This is a genomic window from Bradyrhizobium sp. WBOS08, from assembly GCF_024585125.1.
Classification (GTDB): Bacteria; Pseudomonadota; Alphaproteobacteria; order Rhizobiales; family Xanthobacteraceae; genus Bradyrhizobium; species Bradyrhizobium japonicum_B.
Genome location: NZ_CP028988.1, coordinates 5,299,724 through 5,315,044, shown reverse-complemented (window position 1 = coordinate 5,315,044; position 15,321 = coordinate 5,299,724). Strand labels below are relative to the sequence as shown.

The 15,321-nt window shown below is 64.2% G+C and carries 16 protein-coding genes; 7 read left to right on the top strand and 9 right to left on the bottom strand.

From position 1 onward, the window contains the following. Positions 1-274 precede the first annotated feature (274 nt). Positions 275-1,165, bottom strand: coding sequence for a LysR family transcriptional regulator (locus DCM80_RS24825; RefSeq protein ID WP_257194144.1), 891 nt, complete (start codon positions 1,163-1,165; stop codon positions 275-277). A 113-nt stretch (positions 1,166-1,278) separates the two neighbouring features. Between DCM80_RS24825 and DCM80_RS24820 the strand changes: the two genes are divergently transcribed. After that, positions 1,279-1,998 (top strand): SDR family oxidoreductase, encoded by a 720-nt coding sequence (locus DCM80_RS24820; protein WP_257194142.1) that lies wholly within the window; start codon positions 1,279-1,281, stop codon positions 1,996-1,998. A gap of 161 nt (positions 1,999-2,159) precedes the next feature. Here DCM80_RS24820 and DCM80_RS24815 read toward each other — a convergent pair whose 3' ends face one another. The 3 genes from DCM80_RS24815 to guaA form a co-directional block, all read right to left on the bottom strand. Next, the gene (locus DCM80_RS24815; protein ID WP_257194141.1) at positions 2,160-3,467 is read right to left on the bottom strand and encodes a sodium:proton antiporter; all 1,308 of its coding nucleotides are present in this window, start codon (positions 3,465-3,467) and stop codon (positions 2,160-2,162) included. Positions 3,468-3,648: 181 nt separating this feature from the next. After that, positions 3,649-4,017, bottom strand: a complete 369-nt coding sequence (locus DCM80_RS24810) for a DUF2200 domain-containing protein (RefSeq protein ID WP_257194140.1) — start codon at positions 4,015-4,017, stop codon at positions 3,649-3,651. A gap of 21 nt (positions 4,018-4,038) precedes the next feature. Next, on the bottom strand, positions 4,039-5,637 hold the full coding sequence (gene guaA / locus DCM80_RS24805) for a glutamine-hydrolyzing GMP synthase (RefSeq protein ID WP_257194139.1): 1,599 nt from the start codon (positions 5,635-5,637) through the stop codon (positions 4,039-4,041). A gap of 162 nt (positions 5,638-5,799) precedes the next feature. On the opposite strand from guaA, the gene DCM80_RS24800 reads away from it, so the two are divergent. The 4 genes from DCM80_RS24800 (at position 5,800) to DCM80_RS24785 (ending at position 8,349) form a co-directional block, all read left to right on the top strand. Next, complete coding sequence (locus DCM80_RS24800) at positions 5,800-6,171, top strand: nuclear transport factor 2 family protein (RefSeq protein ID WP_257198038.1); 372 nt, start codon at positions 5,800-5,802, stop codon at positions 6,169-6,171. Positions 6,172-6,324: 153 nt separating this feature from the next. Continuing rightward, complete coding sequence (locus DCM80_RS24795; protein WP_257194138.1) at positions 6,325-7,434, top strand: endonuclease/exonuclease/phosphatase family protein; 1,110 nt, start codon at positions 6,325-6,327, stop codon at positions 7,432-7,434. Positions 7,435-7,541: 107 nt separating this feature from the next. Further along, entirely contained in the window at positions 7,542-7,874 is a 333-nt protein-coding gene (locus DCM80_RS24790) for a DHCW motif cupin fold protein (RefSeq protein WP_028135824.1), read from the top strand. A 265-nt stretch (positions 7,875-8,139) separates the two neighbouring features. Beyond that, positions 8,140-8,349: a cold-shock protein gene (locus DCM80_RS24785; RefSeq protein WP_008141931.1), complete on the top strand. Its 210-nt coding sequence runs from the start codon at positions 8,140-8,142 to the stop codon at positions 8,347-8,349. A 210-nt stretch (positions 8,350-8,559) separates the two neighbouring features. On the opposite strand, the gene DCM80_RS24780 is transcribed toward DCM80_RS24785, so the two are convergent. Then, positions 8,560-9,858 (bottom strand): RsmB/NOP family class I SAM-dependent RNA methyltransferase, encoded by a 1,299-nt coding sequence (locus DCM80_RS24780; protein ID WP_257194137.1) that lies wholly within the window; start codon positions 9,856-9,858, stop codon positions 8,560-8,562. 38 nt (positions 9,859-9,896) lie between these two features. Beyond that, positions 9,897-10,319 (bottom strand): MAPEG family protein, encoded by a 423-nt coding sequence (locus DCM80_RS24775; RefSeq protein ID WP_257194136.1) that lies wholly within the window; start codon positions 10,317-10,319, stop codon positions 9,897-9,899. A gap of 161 nt (positions 10,320-10,480) precedes the next feature. Here DCM80_RS24775 and DCM80_RS24770 point away from each other — a divergent pair, with 161 nt between their 5' ends. Both DCM80_RS24770 and DCM80_RS24765 read left to right on the top strand, forming a co-directional pair. Next, on the top strand, positions 10,481-11,095 hold the full coding sequence (locus DCM80_RS24770; RefSeq protein WP_257194135.1) for an acriflavin resistance protein: 615 nt from the start codon (positions 10,481-10,483) through the stop codon (positions 11,093-11,095). A gap of 69 nt (positions 11,096-11,164) precedes the next feature. Further along, positions 11,165-12,007, top strand: a complete 843-nt coding sequence (locus DCM80_RS24765; protein WP_257194134.1) for a metallophosphoesterase — start codon at positions 11,165-11,167, stop codon at positions 12,005-12,007. Between the two features lie 13 nt (positions 12,008-12,020). Here DCM80_RS24765 and DCM80_RS24760 read toward each other — a convergent pair whose 3' ends face one another. The 3 genes from DCM80_RS24760 to DCM80_RS24750 all read right to left on the bottom strand — a co-directional run bounded on the left by DCM80_RS24760 (position 12,021) and on the right by DCM80_RS24750 (position 15,293). Further along, a complete protein-coding gene (locus DCM80_RS24760) occupies positions 12,021-12,317 on the bottom strand; it encodes a hypothetical protein (protein ID WP_257194133.1) in 297 nt (98 codons plus the stop codon). 150 nt (positions 12,318-12,467) lie between these two features. Beyond that, on the bottom strand, positions 12,468-13,418 hold the full coding sequence (locus DCM80_RS24755; protein WP_257194132.1) for an alpha/beta hydrolase: 951 nt from the start codon (positions 13,416-13,418) through the stop codon (positions 12,468-12,470). Between the two features lie 54 nt (positions 13,419-13,472). After that, complete coding sequence (locus tag DCM80_RS24750; protein WP_257194131.1) at positions 13,473-15,293, bottom strand: caspase family protein; 1,821 nt, start codon at positions 15,291-15,293, stop codon at positions 13,473-13,475. Positions 15,294-15,321: the final 28 nt, after the last annotated feature.

Sequence of the window (15,321 nt, the reverse complement as noted above, 5' to 3'; positions counted from 1 at the left end):
AACGCTTTCAACCTGCGCGGGTTCCAGCTGCCTCGATCATCAGATGTCGAGGTCTTCAGGCATTCTGCAGGCACTGTTCCTGGACGATATCGTCGGCACATTACGGTCTCAATAGGCCTGAATGTCCTACCCTCGCACGGTCTGCAGCGGGCAGCAATTGAAGCTCGCTTCGACATTCGGGGCGCAGCGGATGCTGCGGAGGCGGTCAAAACGGCAGCACCGAACTTCGGTCCCGCTGCGCGTAGCGCCAGATAGCTGTGCCATGCGACGCATATCATCGTGAACGCCGCAGATGCTCGACCAGCGCGCGCAGCTTGGGCGCAAGATTGCGCCGGCTCGGATAGTAGAGATAAAAGCCGGCAAAGTAGGGACAATAGTCTTCCAGGATCGGTACGAGTTCGCCCCGGGCGAACCAGGGGCGGAAGCTTTCCTCCATGCCGAACGTGATGCCGGCGCCCGCGACGGCGAGCTTGATCATCAGCGCCATGTCGTTGGTCGTGATCTCCGGTGCCACATCGACGCTGAACTCACGCCCCCGCTCCGAAAATTCCCAGCGATAGGGCGCCACCTTCGGCGCGGGCCGCCAACCGATGCAACGGTGCGCGGCCAGTTCGCGCGGATGCACGGGCGTGCCGAACCGGTCGCGATAACCCGGCGAGCAGACCGCGAGCTGCCGCTCGTCCCCCGCCACCGAAACCGCGATCATGTCCTGCTCGATCGCTTCGCCCAGCCGCACGCCCGCGTCATAACCCTGGGCAAAGATATCGAAGTCCTCGCCGGTCACGGTGACGTCGATCTGAATCTCAGGATTGGCTTCGGCGAAGCTCGCCAGGAACGGTCCCGCCAGGAAGCGTTCGGCGATCGACGAGACGGCCAGCCGCAACTGCCCGCGCGGGCGACCGCCCAGGCTGCCTGCCGCCTCAACGGCAGCGCGCATGTCGGCGATCGCGGGCGCCGTTTGCGCATAGAGGTGCTCGCCCGCCTCGGTCAGGCTGACGCTGCGCGTCGTCCGCCGCACGAGCGCAGTGCCCAGCGTCTCCTCGAGCCGCTGAATGGCTTGGCTGACCGCGGAACGCGTCACCCCCATCCGGTCCGCGGCAGCGCGAAAGCTGCGCTCCTCGGCCACCAGCGCGAACACAGCGAGAGCGTTGAGATCGGGCTGCATTGGTTAGATTGACTTTCCAAGCTGTCAATGAATGGAGGACTTATCGCGACAATAGGGCGAGTTCATATTGCTCGCAATCGCAGCGGAGTGTTGCGACGGAAAGGAGACACAGCATGGATAAGGTGGTCCTCGTCACCGGCGCCTCGAGCGGTATCGGTGCGGGCATTGCCCGCGAACTCGGCGCCGCCGGCGCGAAGCTGATGCTCGGCGCCCGCCGCACCGACCGGCTTGAAGCGCTTGCCGAAGAAATAAGGTTGGCGGACGGCGCGGTGCGCATCCGGCGCCTCGACGTGACCGATCGCGCCGATGTCGCGGCATTTGCCGAGACCGCGCGCGGAGAGTTCGGCCGTGTCGACGTCATCGTCAACAATGCCGGCGTCATGCCGCTGTCACTCATGGCCTCGCTGAAGGTCGACGAATGGGACCGGATGGTCGACGTCAACATCAAGGGCGTGCTCTACGGCATCGCCGCGGTGCTCCCGGAGATGACGGCGCGCGGCTCCGGCCACATCATCAACATCGCCTCGATCGGCGCGCTGAGCGTCTCGCCCACCGCCGCCGTCTATTGCGCGACCAAATATGCGGTGCGGGCGATCTCGGATGGCCTGCGGCAGGAGAACGACAAGATCCGGGTGACCTGCATCCATCCAGGCGTGGTCGAAAGCGAGCTGGCCGACACGATCACCGACCCGGTGGCCGCCGAAGCGATGGTGACCTACCGCGCCATCGCCCTGAAGCCGGACGCGATCGCCCGCGCCGTGCACTACGCGATCGAGCAGCCAGACGATGTCGACGTCAGCGAGATCGTCGTCCGACCGACAGCAAGCGTCTGAGAAGGGAGCGATGGGAACCCGGCTTCGCTGCTGTCATCCCGGCCGAGTCGTTCCTCGCCGCACTCGCCGCCTGCATGATCAGGGGCATCGAGCGGTGACGCCGATGCATCCCGACTTCTTGCAAGAACAACAATGTCGGCCCGAATGCTGCTCCCCTCCTCCTACGCCGACGCCGGTCTCTTCTGGCTTGGCGGCGGAGCTTCCTCGTCGGCGTCTGGATCGCGCCCCTGGCTCCTGTCGAGCAGTCGCATGACAGGCGTGACCGTCAGCCCGTGAAGCAGAATCGAGAACAGCGCGACGAGGCCAACGATCGCCCACAGCCGCTCGCCGACCGTCAGCTCCATATGGTTGAGCCCATAGGCCAGATAGTAGAACGAGCCCACACCTCGGATTCCGAAGAAGGCCAGCGTCATCTTCTCCGAGAAGCGCGCCTTGAATCCAGTCAGCGCGACGAGCCCGCCGATCGGCCGGATGATGAGCAGGATCGCCAACGCGGCCGCCACGTCCACCAACTGAAGCGGGCGGAGCAAACCGCTGACCAGCGCTCCGCCGAACAACAGCAGCAGGACCATCATGGCCAGCCGCTCCACCTGCTCGGTGATGTCGTGCATTTGCCGGTTGAATTCGTGATCGCGGTGCGATCGCCGTAGCGTCAGCGCGGTGACGAAGACGGCGAGGAAACCGTAGCAGTGGATCAGCTCGGTGACACCGTAAGAAACGAATGTGGCGGCGATCGCGATGAGACCGTCTCCCGTCTTCGCCAGCTTCGTGTCGGCGGGGACGTGGAACGTGAGCCAGCCGAACAGCCGGCCAATGAGCCAGCCACCGATCAGGCCGGCGCCAATCTCCCACAGCACGTTGTGGAGCAGCCACTTCCCCGCCCATGGCTCCCCCGTCGTCGCCGCCAAGCCGAGGGCGATCGCAAGATGCACGAATGGAAAGGCGAAGCCGTCGTTCAAGCCGGCCTCGGATGTGAGGCCGAAGCGAACCTCATCCTCCTCCCCGGTCTTTGGCGGCCCGACCTGAACGTCGGACGCCAGCACCGGATCGGTCGGCGCCAGGCTTGCCGCCAACAGCAGCGCCGCGATCCAGGACAGGCCCAGCGTCCACCCGCCCAATGCCGTGATTGCCAGGATTCCGATCGGCATCGTGATCGCCAGCAGCCGCCAGGTAACGCTCCACTTTCGCCAACTGAACGGGCGATCGAGCTTCAGGCCGGCCCCCATCAGCGCGATGATCACGACGAACTCGGTGAAACGCTCGGTGATTTCGGGATAGTCGAGCGGCAATGGCCGCAGCGTGACGGCCGGCAGCGAAAAGATCGCAGCACCGATCCCGATGCAGACGATCGGCAAAGACAGCGGCAGCCGCTTCAGGGCGAGCGGCAGCCACGCGACGAGCGCGATCAGCAGACCCGCTCCCGTCAGGATCAGGATGTATGGTTCTGGGGCAAAGGAGGCGTCCTGCACTGTGCTTCAACGCCGCAAAGCTGAGAACGGTTCACACGCGGACGACGATTCTGTGGGCTGTCGAGACCTTCCGGATCGACACGACGATCTCGACCCTCATCCGGCTGGCCGGCTTGGCAGCGGCCCAAAAATCGCCCCCATACGGACGGCTCCAGCGTGCGGACGATGTTTGATCAACCACTCAGTTCGACCCGCCAGGCACTTCCCCACGCAGGATGGTTTTCATCGCCCTGCCCTTGGCGAGTTCATCGATCAGCTTATCGAGATAGCGGATTTCCCGCATGATCGGTTCTTCGATGTTCTCGACGCGGACGCCGCAGATCGTGCCCGTGATGAGCGAACGCGAGGTATTCATACGGGGGGCGTGAGCGAAGAAATCTTCAAAGGAGGTTTTCTTCGCGAGTTCCTTGTCCAGTGTTCTCTGCGTGTGTCCGGTCAGCCAGCAGATGATCTCGTCGACCTCCGCCTTCGTGCGGCCCTTCCTCTCCGCCTTCGCAACGTAGTGCGGATAGGCGCTCGCAAAACTCATCGTGTAGATCTTGTGCGCCATCCGTCCTCGAAGTGTTTGCCCCTACTCCCATTCGATCGTGCCCGGCGGCTTGCTGGTGACGTCATACACCACCCGGTTCACGCCCTTCACCTCGTTGATGATGCGCGTCGCGGTCTCGCCCAGAAACTTCATGTCGAACTGGTAGAAGTCCGCGGTCATGCCGTCGGTGGAGGTCACGGCGCGCAGGCCAACCACATAATCATAGGTGCGGCCGTCGCCCATGACGCCGACCGTCTTGACCGGGAGCAGCACCGCGAAGGCCTGCCAGATCTCGTCGTAGAGGCCGTGCTTGCGGATCTGATCGATGTAGACGGCATCGGCCTTGCGCAGGATGTCGAGCTTGTCCTTGGTGATCTCGCCGGGGCAGCGGATGGCAAGGCCCGGGCCCGGGAACGGGTGGCGGCCGACGAAGATTTCGGGGAGGCCGAGCTCGCGCCCGAGCTTGCGCACCTCGTCCTTGAACAGCTCGCGCAGGGGCTCGACGAGCTTCATGTTCATGCGTTCAGGCAGGCCGCCGACATTGTGGTGCGACTTGATGGTGACGGAGGGGCCGCCGGTGAAGGAGACGCTCTCGATCACGTCGGGATAGAGCGTGCCTTGCGCCAGGAAGTCGGCGCCGCCGATCTTCTTGGCCTCCTGCTCGAACACCTCGATGAAGAGGCGGCCGATGGTCTTGCGCTTGGTTTCGGGGTCGGTGACGCCTTCGAGCTCGCCCAGGAACTGCTTGGAGGCGTCCACGTGCACGAGCGGGATGTTGTAATGGTGGCGGAACAGGTCGACCACGGTCTTGGCTTCGTCGAGACGCAGCAGGCCGTGATCGACGAAGACGCAAGTGAGCTGGTCGCCGATCGCCTCGTGGATCAGGACGGCCGCGACCGCGGAATCGACGCCGCCGGAAAGGCCGCAGATCACCTTGCCCTTGCCGACCTGCTGGCGGATCTTTGCGATCTCCTCCTCGCGGAAGGCGCGCATGGTCCAGTCGCCGGTGAGGCCGGCGATCTTGCGGACGAAGTTGCGGATCAGCTTGGCGCCGTCCGGCGTGTGCACCACTTCGGGGTGGAACATCAGGCCGTAATATTTGCGCGTCTCGTCCTGGATGATCGCGAACGGCGCGTTCGGCGAGGTGCCGGCGACGGAGAAGCCCGGCGGCATCTTTGTGATGCGGTCGCCGTGGCTCATCCAGACCTGGTTCTTGCCGCCGGGTGACCAGACGTCCTCGAACAGCTTGCTCGGCGCTTTGACCTCGACATCGGCGCGGCCGAATTCGCGGTGATGGCCGCCCTCGACCTCGCCCCCTAACTGCGCCGCCATGGTCATCTGGCCGTAGCAGATGCCCATCACGGGCACGCCGGACTCGAAGATCCGTTGCGGGGCGCGGGGCGAGCCGGCCTCGTGCACCGATTCAGGGCCGCCGGAGAGGATCACCGCTTTCGGCTTCATCTCGTCGAAGGCGGCTTCCGCCTTGTTGAACGGGACGATCTCGCAATAGACGCCGTCCTCGCGCACGCGGCGCGCGATCAGCTGCGTCACCTGACTGCCGAAGTCGACGATGAGAATCTTGTCATGCGCCGAGGCCACGGAGGGCGTCGACGCGGAGCGGTCGTTCTGTGCTGCTGTCATGGCCAGCAGATACGCTGGCGCCGCCCGCGCCGCAACCGCGGTGGCCGCGCGCCCACATGCTTCTTTGGGCATGGACAAACTGATATAGGTACGTAATATTGACCTATTATGCCCCACTCTCAAACTGGGGCGATCAGGGAGAACGCCATGTCTTTGCAGCAGATGTCTTCGCAGCATCAGCCATCAACGTTGGCCACGCTCGGCCGAAGCTGGGTCGAGGCCTGGAACGCGCGCGATCTCGAGCGCGTGCTCGCGCTCTACGACGAGGCCGCCGTCATGACCTCGGACCGCATCCCGATGCTCGGATTCGACGCCAGCGGCACGGTGCGGGGCAAGGATGCCTTGCGCGCCTATTGGGGCAAGGCGCTCTCCCTGGTGCCGCAGCTGCATTTTTCGCTGATCGATCTGTTCGTCAGTCCCGACAGCGTGGTGGTGTTCTACGCGAACGAGCGCGGCATGAAGATCTGCGAATATCTGCGGGTGAACGATGCGGGCCTGATCGTGCAGGGCTCGGCGAACCATCTGGTGGGGTGACGGTTCTCCGCATCTGATTGTGACGATATGACGAAGGCCGGCGCCGCTCGCCGCACGCGGCCGTGCGAGCATCCGAGCGCCTCGACTTGATGCGAGTTTTTTGATAATCTCTACCATTGATTGAATTGTATTTTTCATCCCTGGGAGATTTTCATGAAGCTCGCATCCTTCAACGTGGAAAATCTTTTCATGCGTGCGCGGGCGCTCAGCGGCCCCGGCTTCTCGGAGGAAGGCAAGACCATCCTGAAGGCGCAGGCCGACATCAACGCCATCCTCGGCAAGGACAAATACACAGCGAACGACAAGAAGAAGATCGTCGAGCTGCTGGATGTGCTCGGCCTCAAGAAGTCCGACGAGAACAAATACGCGATCCTGCGCCAGAATCGCGGCCATCTCGTCAAGCGGCCGCAAAGCGGACCCATCCAGGTCGTTGCGGACGGACGGGGCGACTGGATCGGATGGGTCGATCTGACGGTGGAGCAGGTCAACGAAGAGGCGACACGGAACACCGCGCGGGTCATGAAGGAGATCGATGCGGACGTGCTCGGCGTGGTGGAAGCGGAAAGCCGGCCCGCCCTCGTCCGGTTCTGCAAGGACGTGATGCCCTCCGTCGAGGCAACGCCCTACGACCACATCATGCTGATCGACGGCAATGACGATCGCGGCATCGATGTCGGGCTCATGACCAAGAAGAAGTTCGAGATCGTCTCGATCGCGAGCCACGTCGATGACGAAGACGAGGATGGCGTCATCTTCAGCCGGGATTGCGCGCAGTTCGAGGTTCAGACGGCGGAGGGAAATTCGCTCGTCGTTCTCGCCAATCACTTCAAGAGCAAGGGATTCGGCTCCCAGGCGACGTCCAACGCCAAGCGCAAGCGTCAGGCCGCACGCACCGCGACCATCTATCGCCAGCTCCGCCAAAAGCACGACTTCATCGCGGTGATCGGCGACTTCAACGACACGCCGGACAGCGATCCGCTCAGCCCGCTGTTTCATCAAACCGGGCTGAAGGACATCAGCGAGCTCGACGGGTTCGATGATGGCGGCCGACCGGGCACCTTCAAGAACGGCACCGCGTCGAACAAGATCGACTACGTCCTGCTGTCACCGGCCCTGTTCGACAAGGCGACCGCCGGCGGCATCTTCCGCCTGGGCGTCTGGGGCGGCAAGAACGGCGACCTCTTCCCTCATTTTCCGACGATCACCAGGGAAGTCGAGGCCGCCTCCGACCATGCCGCGATCTGGGCCGAGCTCGATATTTAGCAGCCCGCCCGTCGTCGCCGGCCCTCTCCGGTGCCGCCGACGACTTGCGACGGTCGCGTTTGCAGCTATGAGGGAGAGCGCACAAACGCATTGACCGGATTCTCCCCATGAAACTCCCCACCTCCCCCTTCACCGTCACCGACTGGAGCAAGGTCGAGGCAACCACGCATCCTGGTGAGACGGGAGAGGCCAAGTGGCGTACGCTCAATATCGGCGATCTCCGGGTGCGGATGGTGGAATATTCGCCGGGCTACCTGGCCGACCATTGGTGCGACCGCGGCCACGTCCTCTACGTGTTGAAGGGCGAGCTCGATTCCGAGCTGCGCGACGGGCGCACCTTCAAGCTGACGGCGGGGATGAGCTACCAGGTCTCGGATTTCGGCGACGCCGCGCACCGGTCCTCGACTGCAACCGGAGCGACGCTCTTCATCGTGGACTGAGTTGCGGCGAGCGGTTAATTTGCACCGCAAAATAGCAAAGTCCTGCGACGTTCCGAGCCACGGGTGGTGCCTTGAACTGGCCCCAAATTCTCGCTATATTGTGATCATCGATACTTGGCCGAACGACTGGGCCGCTTCGCCTCGTTGCTAACGGGCGCGCACGCTTCAGATGACTTCTCCAAACATCGACTGAACAGGGCTATGGGCGCAATGCTGCGTTCCGGTCCACGTGCGTACTCTCTCTAACTAACTAAAGGAAATTCCCATGGCTATGGGCACCGTGAAGTGGTTCAACACCCAAAAGGGTTATGGTTTCATTCAGCCGGACGACGGCCAGAAGGACGTGTTCGTGCACATCAGCGCCGTCGAGCGCGCTGGCCTTTCCTCCCTCAACGAGGGTCAGAAGGTCTCGTTCGACATCGTCGCCGACCGCCGCAGCGGCAAGTCGTCGGCTGACAATCTCCGCGTCGGCTAACGCCCGCGCAACGTTCTGACCGCGGACGTACCGGCAGAACGCCAGAGTTAAAAGGCCCCGCGACCGGGATCCGGTTCGCGGGGCTTTTGTTTGGGAGCGTCAAGGGCGGTGTCGTAGGGTGGGCAAAGGCGCGCACTTCGCGCCGTGCCCACCACCTTTCAACGATGGGCAAGAGCGTGGGCACGCTTCGCTTTGCCCACCCGACAGGAGCTACGTCTTTTTCAGCACCGCCACGAAAAACCCGTCCGTGCCGGTACGTCGCGGCGTCATCAGCCAGCCTTCCTCCGACCGCAGCGCGGCTTGCGCAAAAGCGTCGGCCTTGTCCCAGAGCACGCTTGCTGTCTGCTCGGGCGGTTGAACCGCAAACTCGCCATGGCGCGCGACGAACGCCCTCACCTGCTCGCCGTTCTCTTCCGCCAGCACCGAGCAGGTGATGTAGGCGATACGGCCGCCCGGCTTTACCAGCGGAACCGCCCGCGCCAGCACCTCGGCCTGGTCGCGCAGGCGAATCTCCAGCGCGCCGGGGCGCATGCGCCATTTCGCATCGGGGTTACGGCGCCAGGTTCCAGTTCCCGTGCAGGGCGCATCGATCACGACCAGATCAGCCGAGGCACGGATGTCGGCCAACGGATCGACCTCGCCCTTGGGCGTGCGCACATCGGCATTGTGCACGCCGGCGCGCGACAGCCGCTCGTGGATCGGCGCGAGCTGGCGCTTGTCGCGGTCGGTCGCGATCAGCCGGCCCTTGCCCTGCATCAGCGCGGCGAGCGCCAGCGTCTTGCCGCCGGCGCCGGCGCAGAGGTCGATCACCTGCTCGCCGGGCTTCGCCGCGGTGAATTGCGCCGCCAGCTGCGATCCCTCATCCTGCACTTCAACGGCGCCCTTGATGAAATCCTCTTCCGCCTGGATGCCGGGGTTGCGCGCATCGGCCGAAAGCTCGATGCGCAAGCCGGTTGCGGACCACGGCGTCGGTTTCGCATGAAGATGAGCAAGATTGCGCAGCACCTTGTCGCGATTGGATTTTAGCGTATTGACGCGCAGGTCGAGCGGGGCCCGGCTGGCCATCGCGACCGCCTCCGCCGCACGGTCCTCGCCGAACACCTTTGCAAGGTGCGGATCCAGCCATTCGGGATAGTCGCCGGCGATCGCGGCCGGCGCACCCTCGAGCGACCGCGAGGCGAGCGCAGCCTGCTCGGCCTCGGTCAACGGCGCCGGGGCGAAGCGGCTGCCGTCAAACAAGGCGCCCATCGTCGCCGCGTCCATGCCGCGCTCGAGCCGGAGCATGCCGATCAGCCGCGCGCGCGCGGTATCGGAATCCATCAGATACGCGCTCGAGGCGTAGCGGCGCAGCACGTCCCAGACCAGGCCGGCGATGGCGGCGCGGTCGCCGGAACCGGCGAAGCGGTGCGCGGTGCCCCACTCCTTCAGCGCCTTGGCCGCGGGCACGCGATCCTTCTCGATGGTGTCGATCAGTTCGATGGCTGCGGACAGCCGGGCAGCGGGGGTCATTCTCGATCTTTCAGATCAGCATGGACGGGCGCGGGCGCCTAGATCAGCAACAAGAGCTTGAGCGCGAAGTAGATCCACATCGCCAGCAGCACCAGCACGCCGGCGAGCCAGACCGTGGAGCGCCGGCCGAGATCGTTCGAGGAGACGAAGACCCCGGCGTGGGCAAAGCGCGTCACCACGAACACCCATGACATCAGCACGATGAAGAGATCGGCGCGGCGCAACGGTAAGGCCAGCGCGATCAGGACGTAGAACAGCACCGGCAGCTCGAACTGGTTGCGGTAGCAATTGGCGATCTGGGTGGCGCCCTTGGGCCAGTTCGGCTCGCCCAGCGCGATGTCGCGGATCCTTGTCTCGCCCGAGACCAGCGTCTTGCGGCGCGCAACGACCATGCCGATCAGCAGGGCGAAGGTGAGCCCGATCTGGACGAAGACCGGCAGCAAGACCATTTGAACGGACATCGGAACTTTCCCGGAAGGCGAAACGCTGCGCGGACCGTCATTAGAGGAGACTTCCGACGCTGACAATCAGCGAGTTGAACCGGCCTTCCCGATCTTGCGACCAACCACCGATAGTTAAAGCGATTTCGGCCCCTCTCGGGGGCCCAAGGCGAGATGGCGCCATGACCACCCTGTCCAGCCTCTGGACCTTATCCACCGACGGCCAGCTCGGTATCCTGATGTCTGCGCTGTCGGGTATCGCGATGGCACTCGCGGTCGCGCTGGCGATGACGGTGTATTTTCGTCTGAGCTACCGGAGCTGGCGGGACGTGGCCCGGCATGGCCTTGCGGCGCTCGCCGCGCTCGCGCTGTTCGCTTTTGCCGCCTACGACATGCGTCACGCCGCACTTGCCTATCTCGGCCTCAATCCGTCCAAGCCCGCCGTCGAGTTCGAGATCCGCATGCCCCGCGAGATGCTGACGGCCATGACCGACAGCCAGATCGAGCTGCACACCGACCGCAACCAGACGCTGGCGCTGATCGGCGGCGTACGCGATCTCGCCGACGGCCGCGCGCTGCTGCGCGGCGCCGTCGCGCTCAACCACCGCACCGCGGACCGCATGCTGGTCGTGAATCTGCCGGGCAAGGGCACGTTCGAGTTCCGTCTCCGGCTGCCCGCCGAACCGCATCGCACCGGCGAGTTCGGCCCCTGGCACCTCGCCGACCGCATCGCCTCGCCGCTTGCCGGTCCGATCGCGCCGCAGGACGGCTACACGATCCGCTACCGCGTGCTTTAAACTTTGTTCGGCGCGATCCATGCCGGCGCCGTCATCGTTCCGCCGCGCGACCACGGGTAAGTTGGTCGCATGTCCGAATTTCGCCTGACCCAGATTTCCGACACCCATCTCGGCCGCCGCTTCCCTGGCCTCGTCGCCAACTTCCACCGGGTTTGCGAGCACATCGACACTGATCGGCCCGATCTCGTCGTCAACACCGGCGATGTCGCCTTCGACGGCCCGACCGGCCGCGACGATATGGTCTTCGCCAAAGGCCTGCACGATGCCCTGCCCGTCGCATGCCGCTACATCCCCGGCAATCACGACATCGGCGATAATCCGACCGCGATCGGGCCGGCGCCGAAGCCGCCGGTCAGCGAGGCGCATTGCCGGCAGTTCTGCGAAATCGTCGGCGAGGATCATTGGGCATTCGAAGCCGCGGGCTGGCGCTTCATCGGCCTCAATTCGCTGGTGATGAATTCAGGGCTCGCCTTCGAGGCGGAGCAATTCGATTGGCTCGCCTCGGAGATATCACGCACGAACGGCAGGCCGGTCGCGCTGTTCCTGCACAAGCCGCTGTTTCTCGACCTGCCCGACGATCCTGAAGCGCCGGAGACCTCGATCCGCTACGTGCCGCAGCCAGCGCGGGCGCGGCTGATCGAGATGCTCGGGACGATCGATCTGCGCCTCGTCGCCAGCGGCCACGTGCACCAGCGGCGCGACTTCACCTGGCGCCACACCCGCCATGTCTGGGCACCGTCGGCCGGCTTCGTCATCAATGATCGGCGGCAGGACAGGATAGCGATCAAGGAGGTCGGGCTGGTCGAGTATCGCTTTCGACCCGACAGTCTCGAGGTCCGCCACGTCAGGGCCGCGGGCCAGGTCGATGTCGATATCGAGGAGCTCCTCGCCCAGATGGGCGGTGAGCACTGACGCGCTTGGCGGTTTAAGCGACGCTCTTGAGGTCCTGCTGGATCGCGGCGAGCAAGGATTGCAGCGCCTCGCTGTTCACCGGCTTGGCCGCGACATCGTCGGCAGGCGGTTGCCAGACAGGCTGCGCAGCCTTGACCGGGCGCTTCGGGAATGGTGGCGGTGCCGGCATCGTGGAACGGGTCAGATCGCCCTCCTCGTCGGCATGCACGAACTTGCCATGGATGACGTCGTCGCGACGGCCCATGATGAACATGGTCGTCCAATAGCCGGCCGCCAGCAGGATAACGCAGAAAACACTGATCTCTAACATCGCAACACCCAAAATATGCGCGATGATTCAATGCCTTCGCGGACCCGTCAATGAACCGCCGGTCACACCTGCGGCTTTTGCGGGCAGGTGTGGCCATTTGGTGACTCTTTGTTAACCATTGAGGACCTGCGGTCGGGCTTTTATGGGAGTTCAGGAGCCCAGCGCGTCGAGAACGTGCCGCGCAACCATGGGATCGTCCAGGTAGCCCACGATGCCGTGGCGGTTGTCTGTCCCGTTGCGGACGTTCGCATAGTTCTCGATGGCGGGCGTGACCGGGAAGTTCGCGCCATCGAGCGGATAGAGCGCGACCACGTCCTTGGGGTCGAACGCATTGTACCAGGCTTTGGCAGGCGCCGGAAAACCGATCGGCCGGAGCTGGTCGCGGATGGCCCTGATACCCAGCGGCGAGCCCACCGTGACATATGCACGCACGTTCAGCGTACGTCGGTCGGTCCGCATAACATTGTAGGCTACGACCGACCCCAGCGAATGCCCGACCACCACGCAGGGCCGCTCATCGAAGCCGGCACCGACGATGCGGTCGATCTGGTCGCGGACGCCTGACCGCGTCGTATAGAGAAATACGTCTCGCATCAGGCGCTCGATCCCGGACTGGCTCAGCCCGCCCCCGAACCGATCGATCGTGCGGATGATCGCCTGCACCCATGCCCAATTCTGCGGACCTCGTGCAGTCGGGTTGTTGCCGAACTCCTGCTGCACCTGGGCATCCGTGATGCCGGCCTTGCTGCGGATCGACTCCGCGACGGAAGCCTGAAACCTCAGGAAATCGTCATCGACCGCGCTGCCGCGCGCCTGGATATCGTCGGTCAGAGGCACCTGCGCCTCGCGCGCAAGTTCGTCCAGACGATCGCCGTAATAGGGAAATGCCACTTCAAGATTGTCGGGGACGGTACGATTGATCTTGGCCGCGCCGCGCTTCAGCGTCTCCATCCAGATCGATTGCAACTCGACAGGGTCCAGCCCCTGTTGCGAACGACCATGTACCAACACGAGACGTACAGGAAACGGATCCGCACGGCCCCCGGTCGCGATCAGCGACATCAGGCCGGCCGCACCCGCAAGAACTTCACGACGACGCATCGCTCTTCCTTTCGCGTCCGGCACCCGTGTTCGGCCGCGTTTGGCCGCGCACGATCAGCGGCCGGCGGTGGCCAGGGCTTCCAGCATCAATTTCATTCCAGGGGGACCGAACGTGGTCCAGAGCGACGACCGCAGGCTGTCCCTGGCCCGCAGGACCTGCTCCCGAAGCACCACTTTGCGAGTGCGGATGAGCTGCCAGCCCTGCGAGAACATCGGGCAGAATGGCACGGCGCGCTCGGATATCCTGCTGTCCGACAGTACGTCGGCCAACAGCGCAAGATCGAACAGCTCGCCTTCGAGGTCACCCGCCATGAAAGACCGCACCGAGGCGACCTGCTGCGGCAGATTGGCATCAGCGTAAGCATAGGCGGCGTAAATTCCGAGCGTCGGATCAATTCCCTTCAGCACACGAATCTGATCGGCAAGTCTCGAGGCCGCCGCCGAGCGCGTTTGCCGGTCGCCTTCGATGCGGAGCACGCCGTACTGGGCCGACGTCGCCATCAGCGCCCGCAGGTGATCGAGGCGGGGTCCGGCCTCCTTGTACTCGCTCCATCGCCGGCTTGTTGGCGACGGGGCATACGTGACGTCCGCCACACCGCCATTGCGGACGGTGAGCGACCCTATGAAGCCGGGCAATGCGGCAAGCACGGTCCCGCTGCCGTCCGCAAACACCAGGGCGGCCGTCATTGGAGAACCATCCTGGACGGGAATGTTCACGAGGCCGGACTGGTCGGTACCGTTGCCGGGTGCAACGATCTGCGCCTGCCTGCCGCCAGCCAGCCATGCCTCGCGCAATTGGACGCCGGTCACCGAGAATCCGGTCGGTGCATTGAAGGTCGTGGCCGGCTGCTTCGCCACAATCAAGGATTGCTGGGCCGCGTTGAAGCCGGTGCTCGAAGCGACCTCCAGCTCTCTGACGGAATCGATCTTTCGCAACGACGCAAGCGCTCCAACCGCGGTGCGATTGAATTGATGGGCGGCAACGTCGACCAGCGTCACATCTCGCGGCTGGTCGACCGCCGCCGTCACCGATCCGCGCACGCGTCCCAGATAGGCACTGTCAGGGGATTCGATACGCGCATCGGGATATTGCGCGAGACTCGCATTGTGTACGCGTAGCCGCTGCGGCACCTCGTCGAGCAGGAACGTTTTGAGCTTCCGGTTCGAGACCACGCTCACGCCCCCGACCGTCGACACCATATCGGGTCGAGGCTTGCGGAAGGCATCGAGAAAAGTCTCGGTGAAGATGCCCTGGAACTCATCGGCCGCCTTCTGCCGCAATTCATAGGACGGCGCGCCGGGGCGGGTGCTGAAGAAACGATCGACCTCCGGAGAGGGACGCCCGGGGATGTAGCTTCCAAGCGGGAAAATCACCGTTCCATGCAGCAGCGAGCTGTCGAAGTCCGAATTGGACCGGCAGGCATCGCAGATGATCACGACGTTTGATACGGCGCTACGCCCGGCAAGCGCCACGCATTCCGTCAGGCTGACCGCCTCGTTGACATCGTCCGGAGCTCCGCTCAACAACCAGAACTCGTTGTTGCCAAACGCAATTCCATGACCGGAAAAGTAGATCACGAGCTGTGTCAGCGTGCCGCGATTGACGAACTCCGTCACGGCCGCCTTGAGCGCTACGCCAGTGACCGGCGTGACCTCATCCGTGATCAGCTTGACCTCGAAACCTTCCGTCGTAAGCCATTGTGCGATCGACTTTGCGCCCGAGACGGCCGCTCTCAGCACGGGCAAGTTGCCGGTCTTGTTGACCCCGATCACCACAGCGCCGCGCGTGGAGGCCGCAGGCTGCGCTAGGACCCTTCGAGCCGCCAGCAACTGCCCCCAGACAAGTCCGCCGGCAAGCACATCGCGCCGCCGCATGCCCGCAACCTCATATCGCAGGACCCAA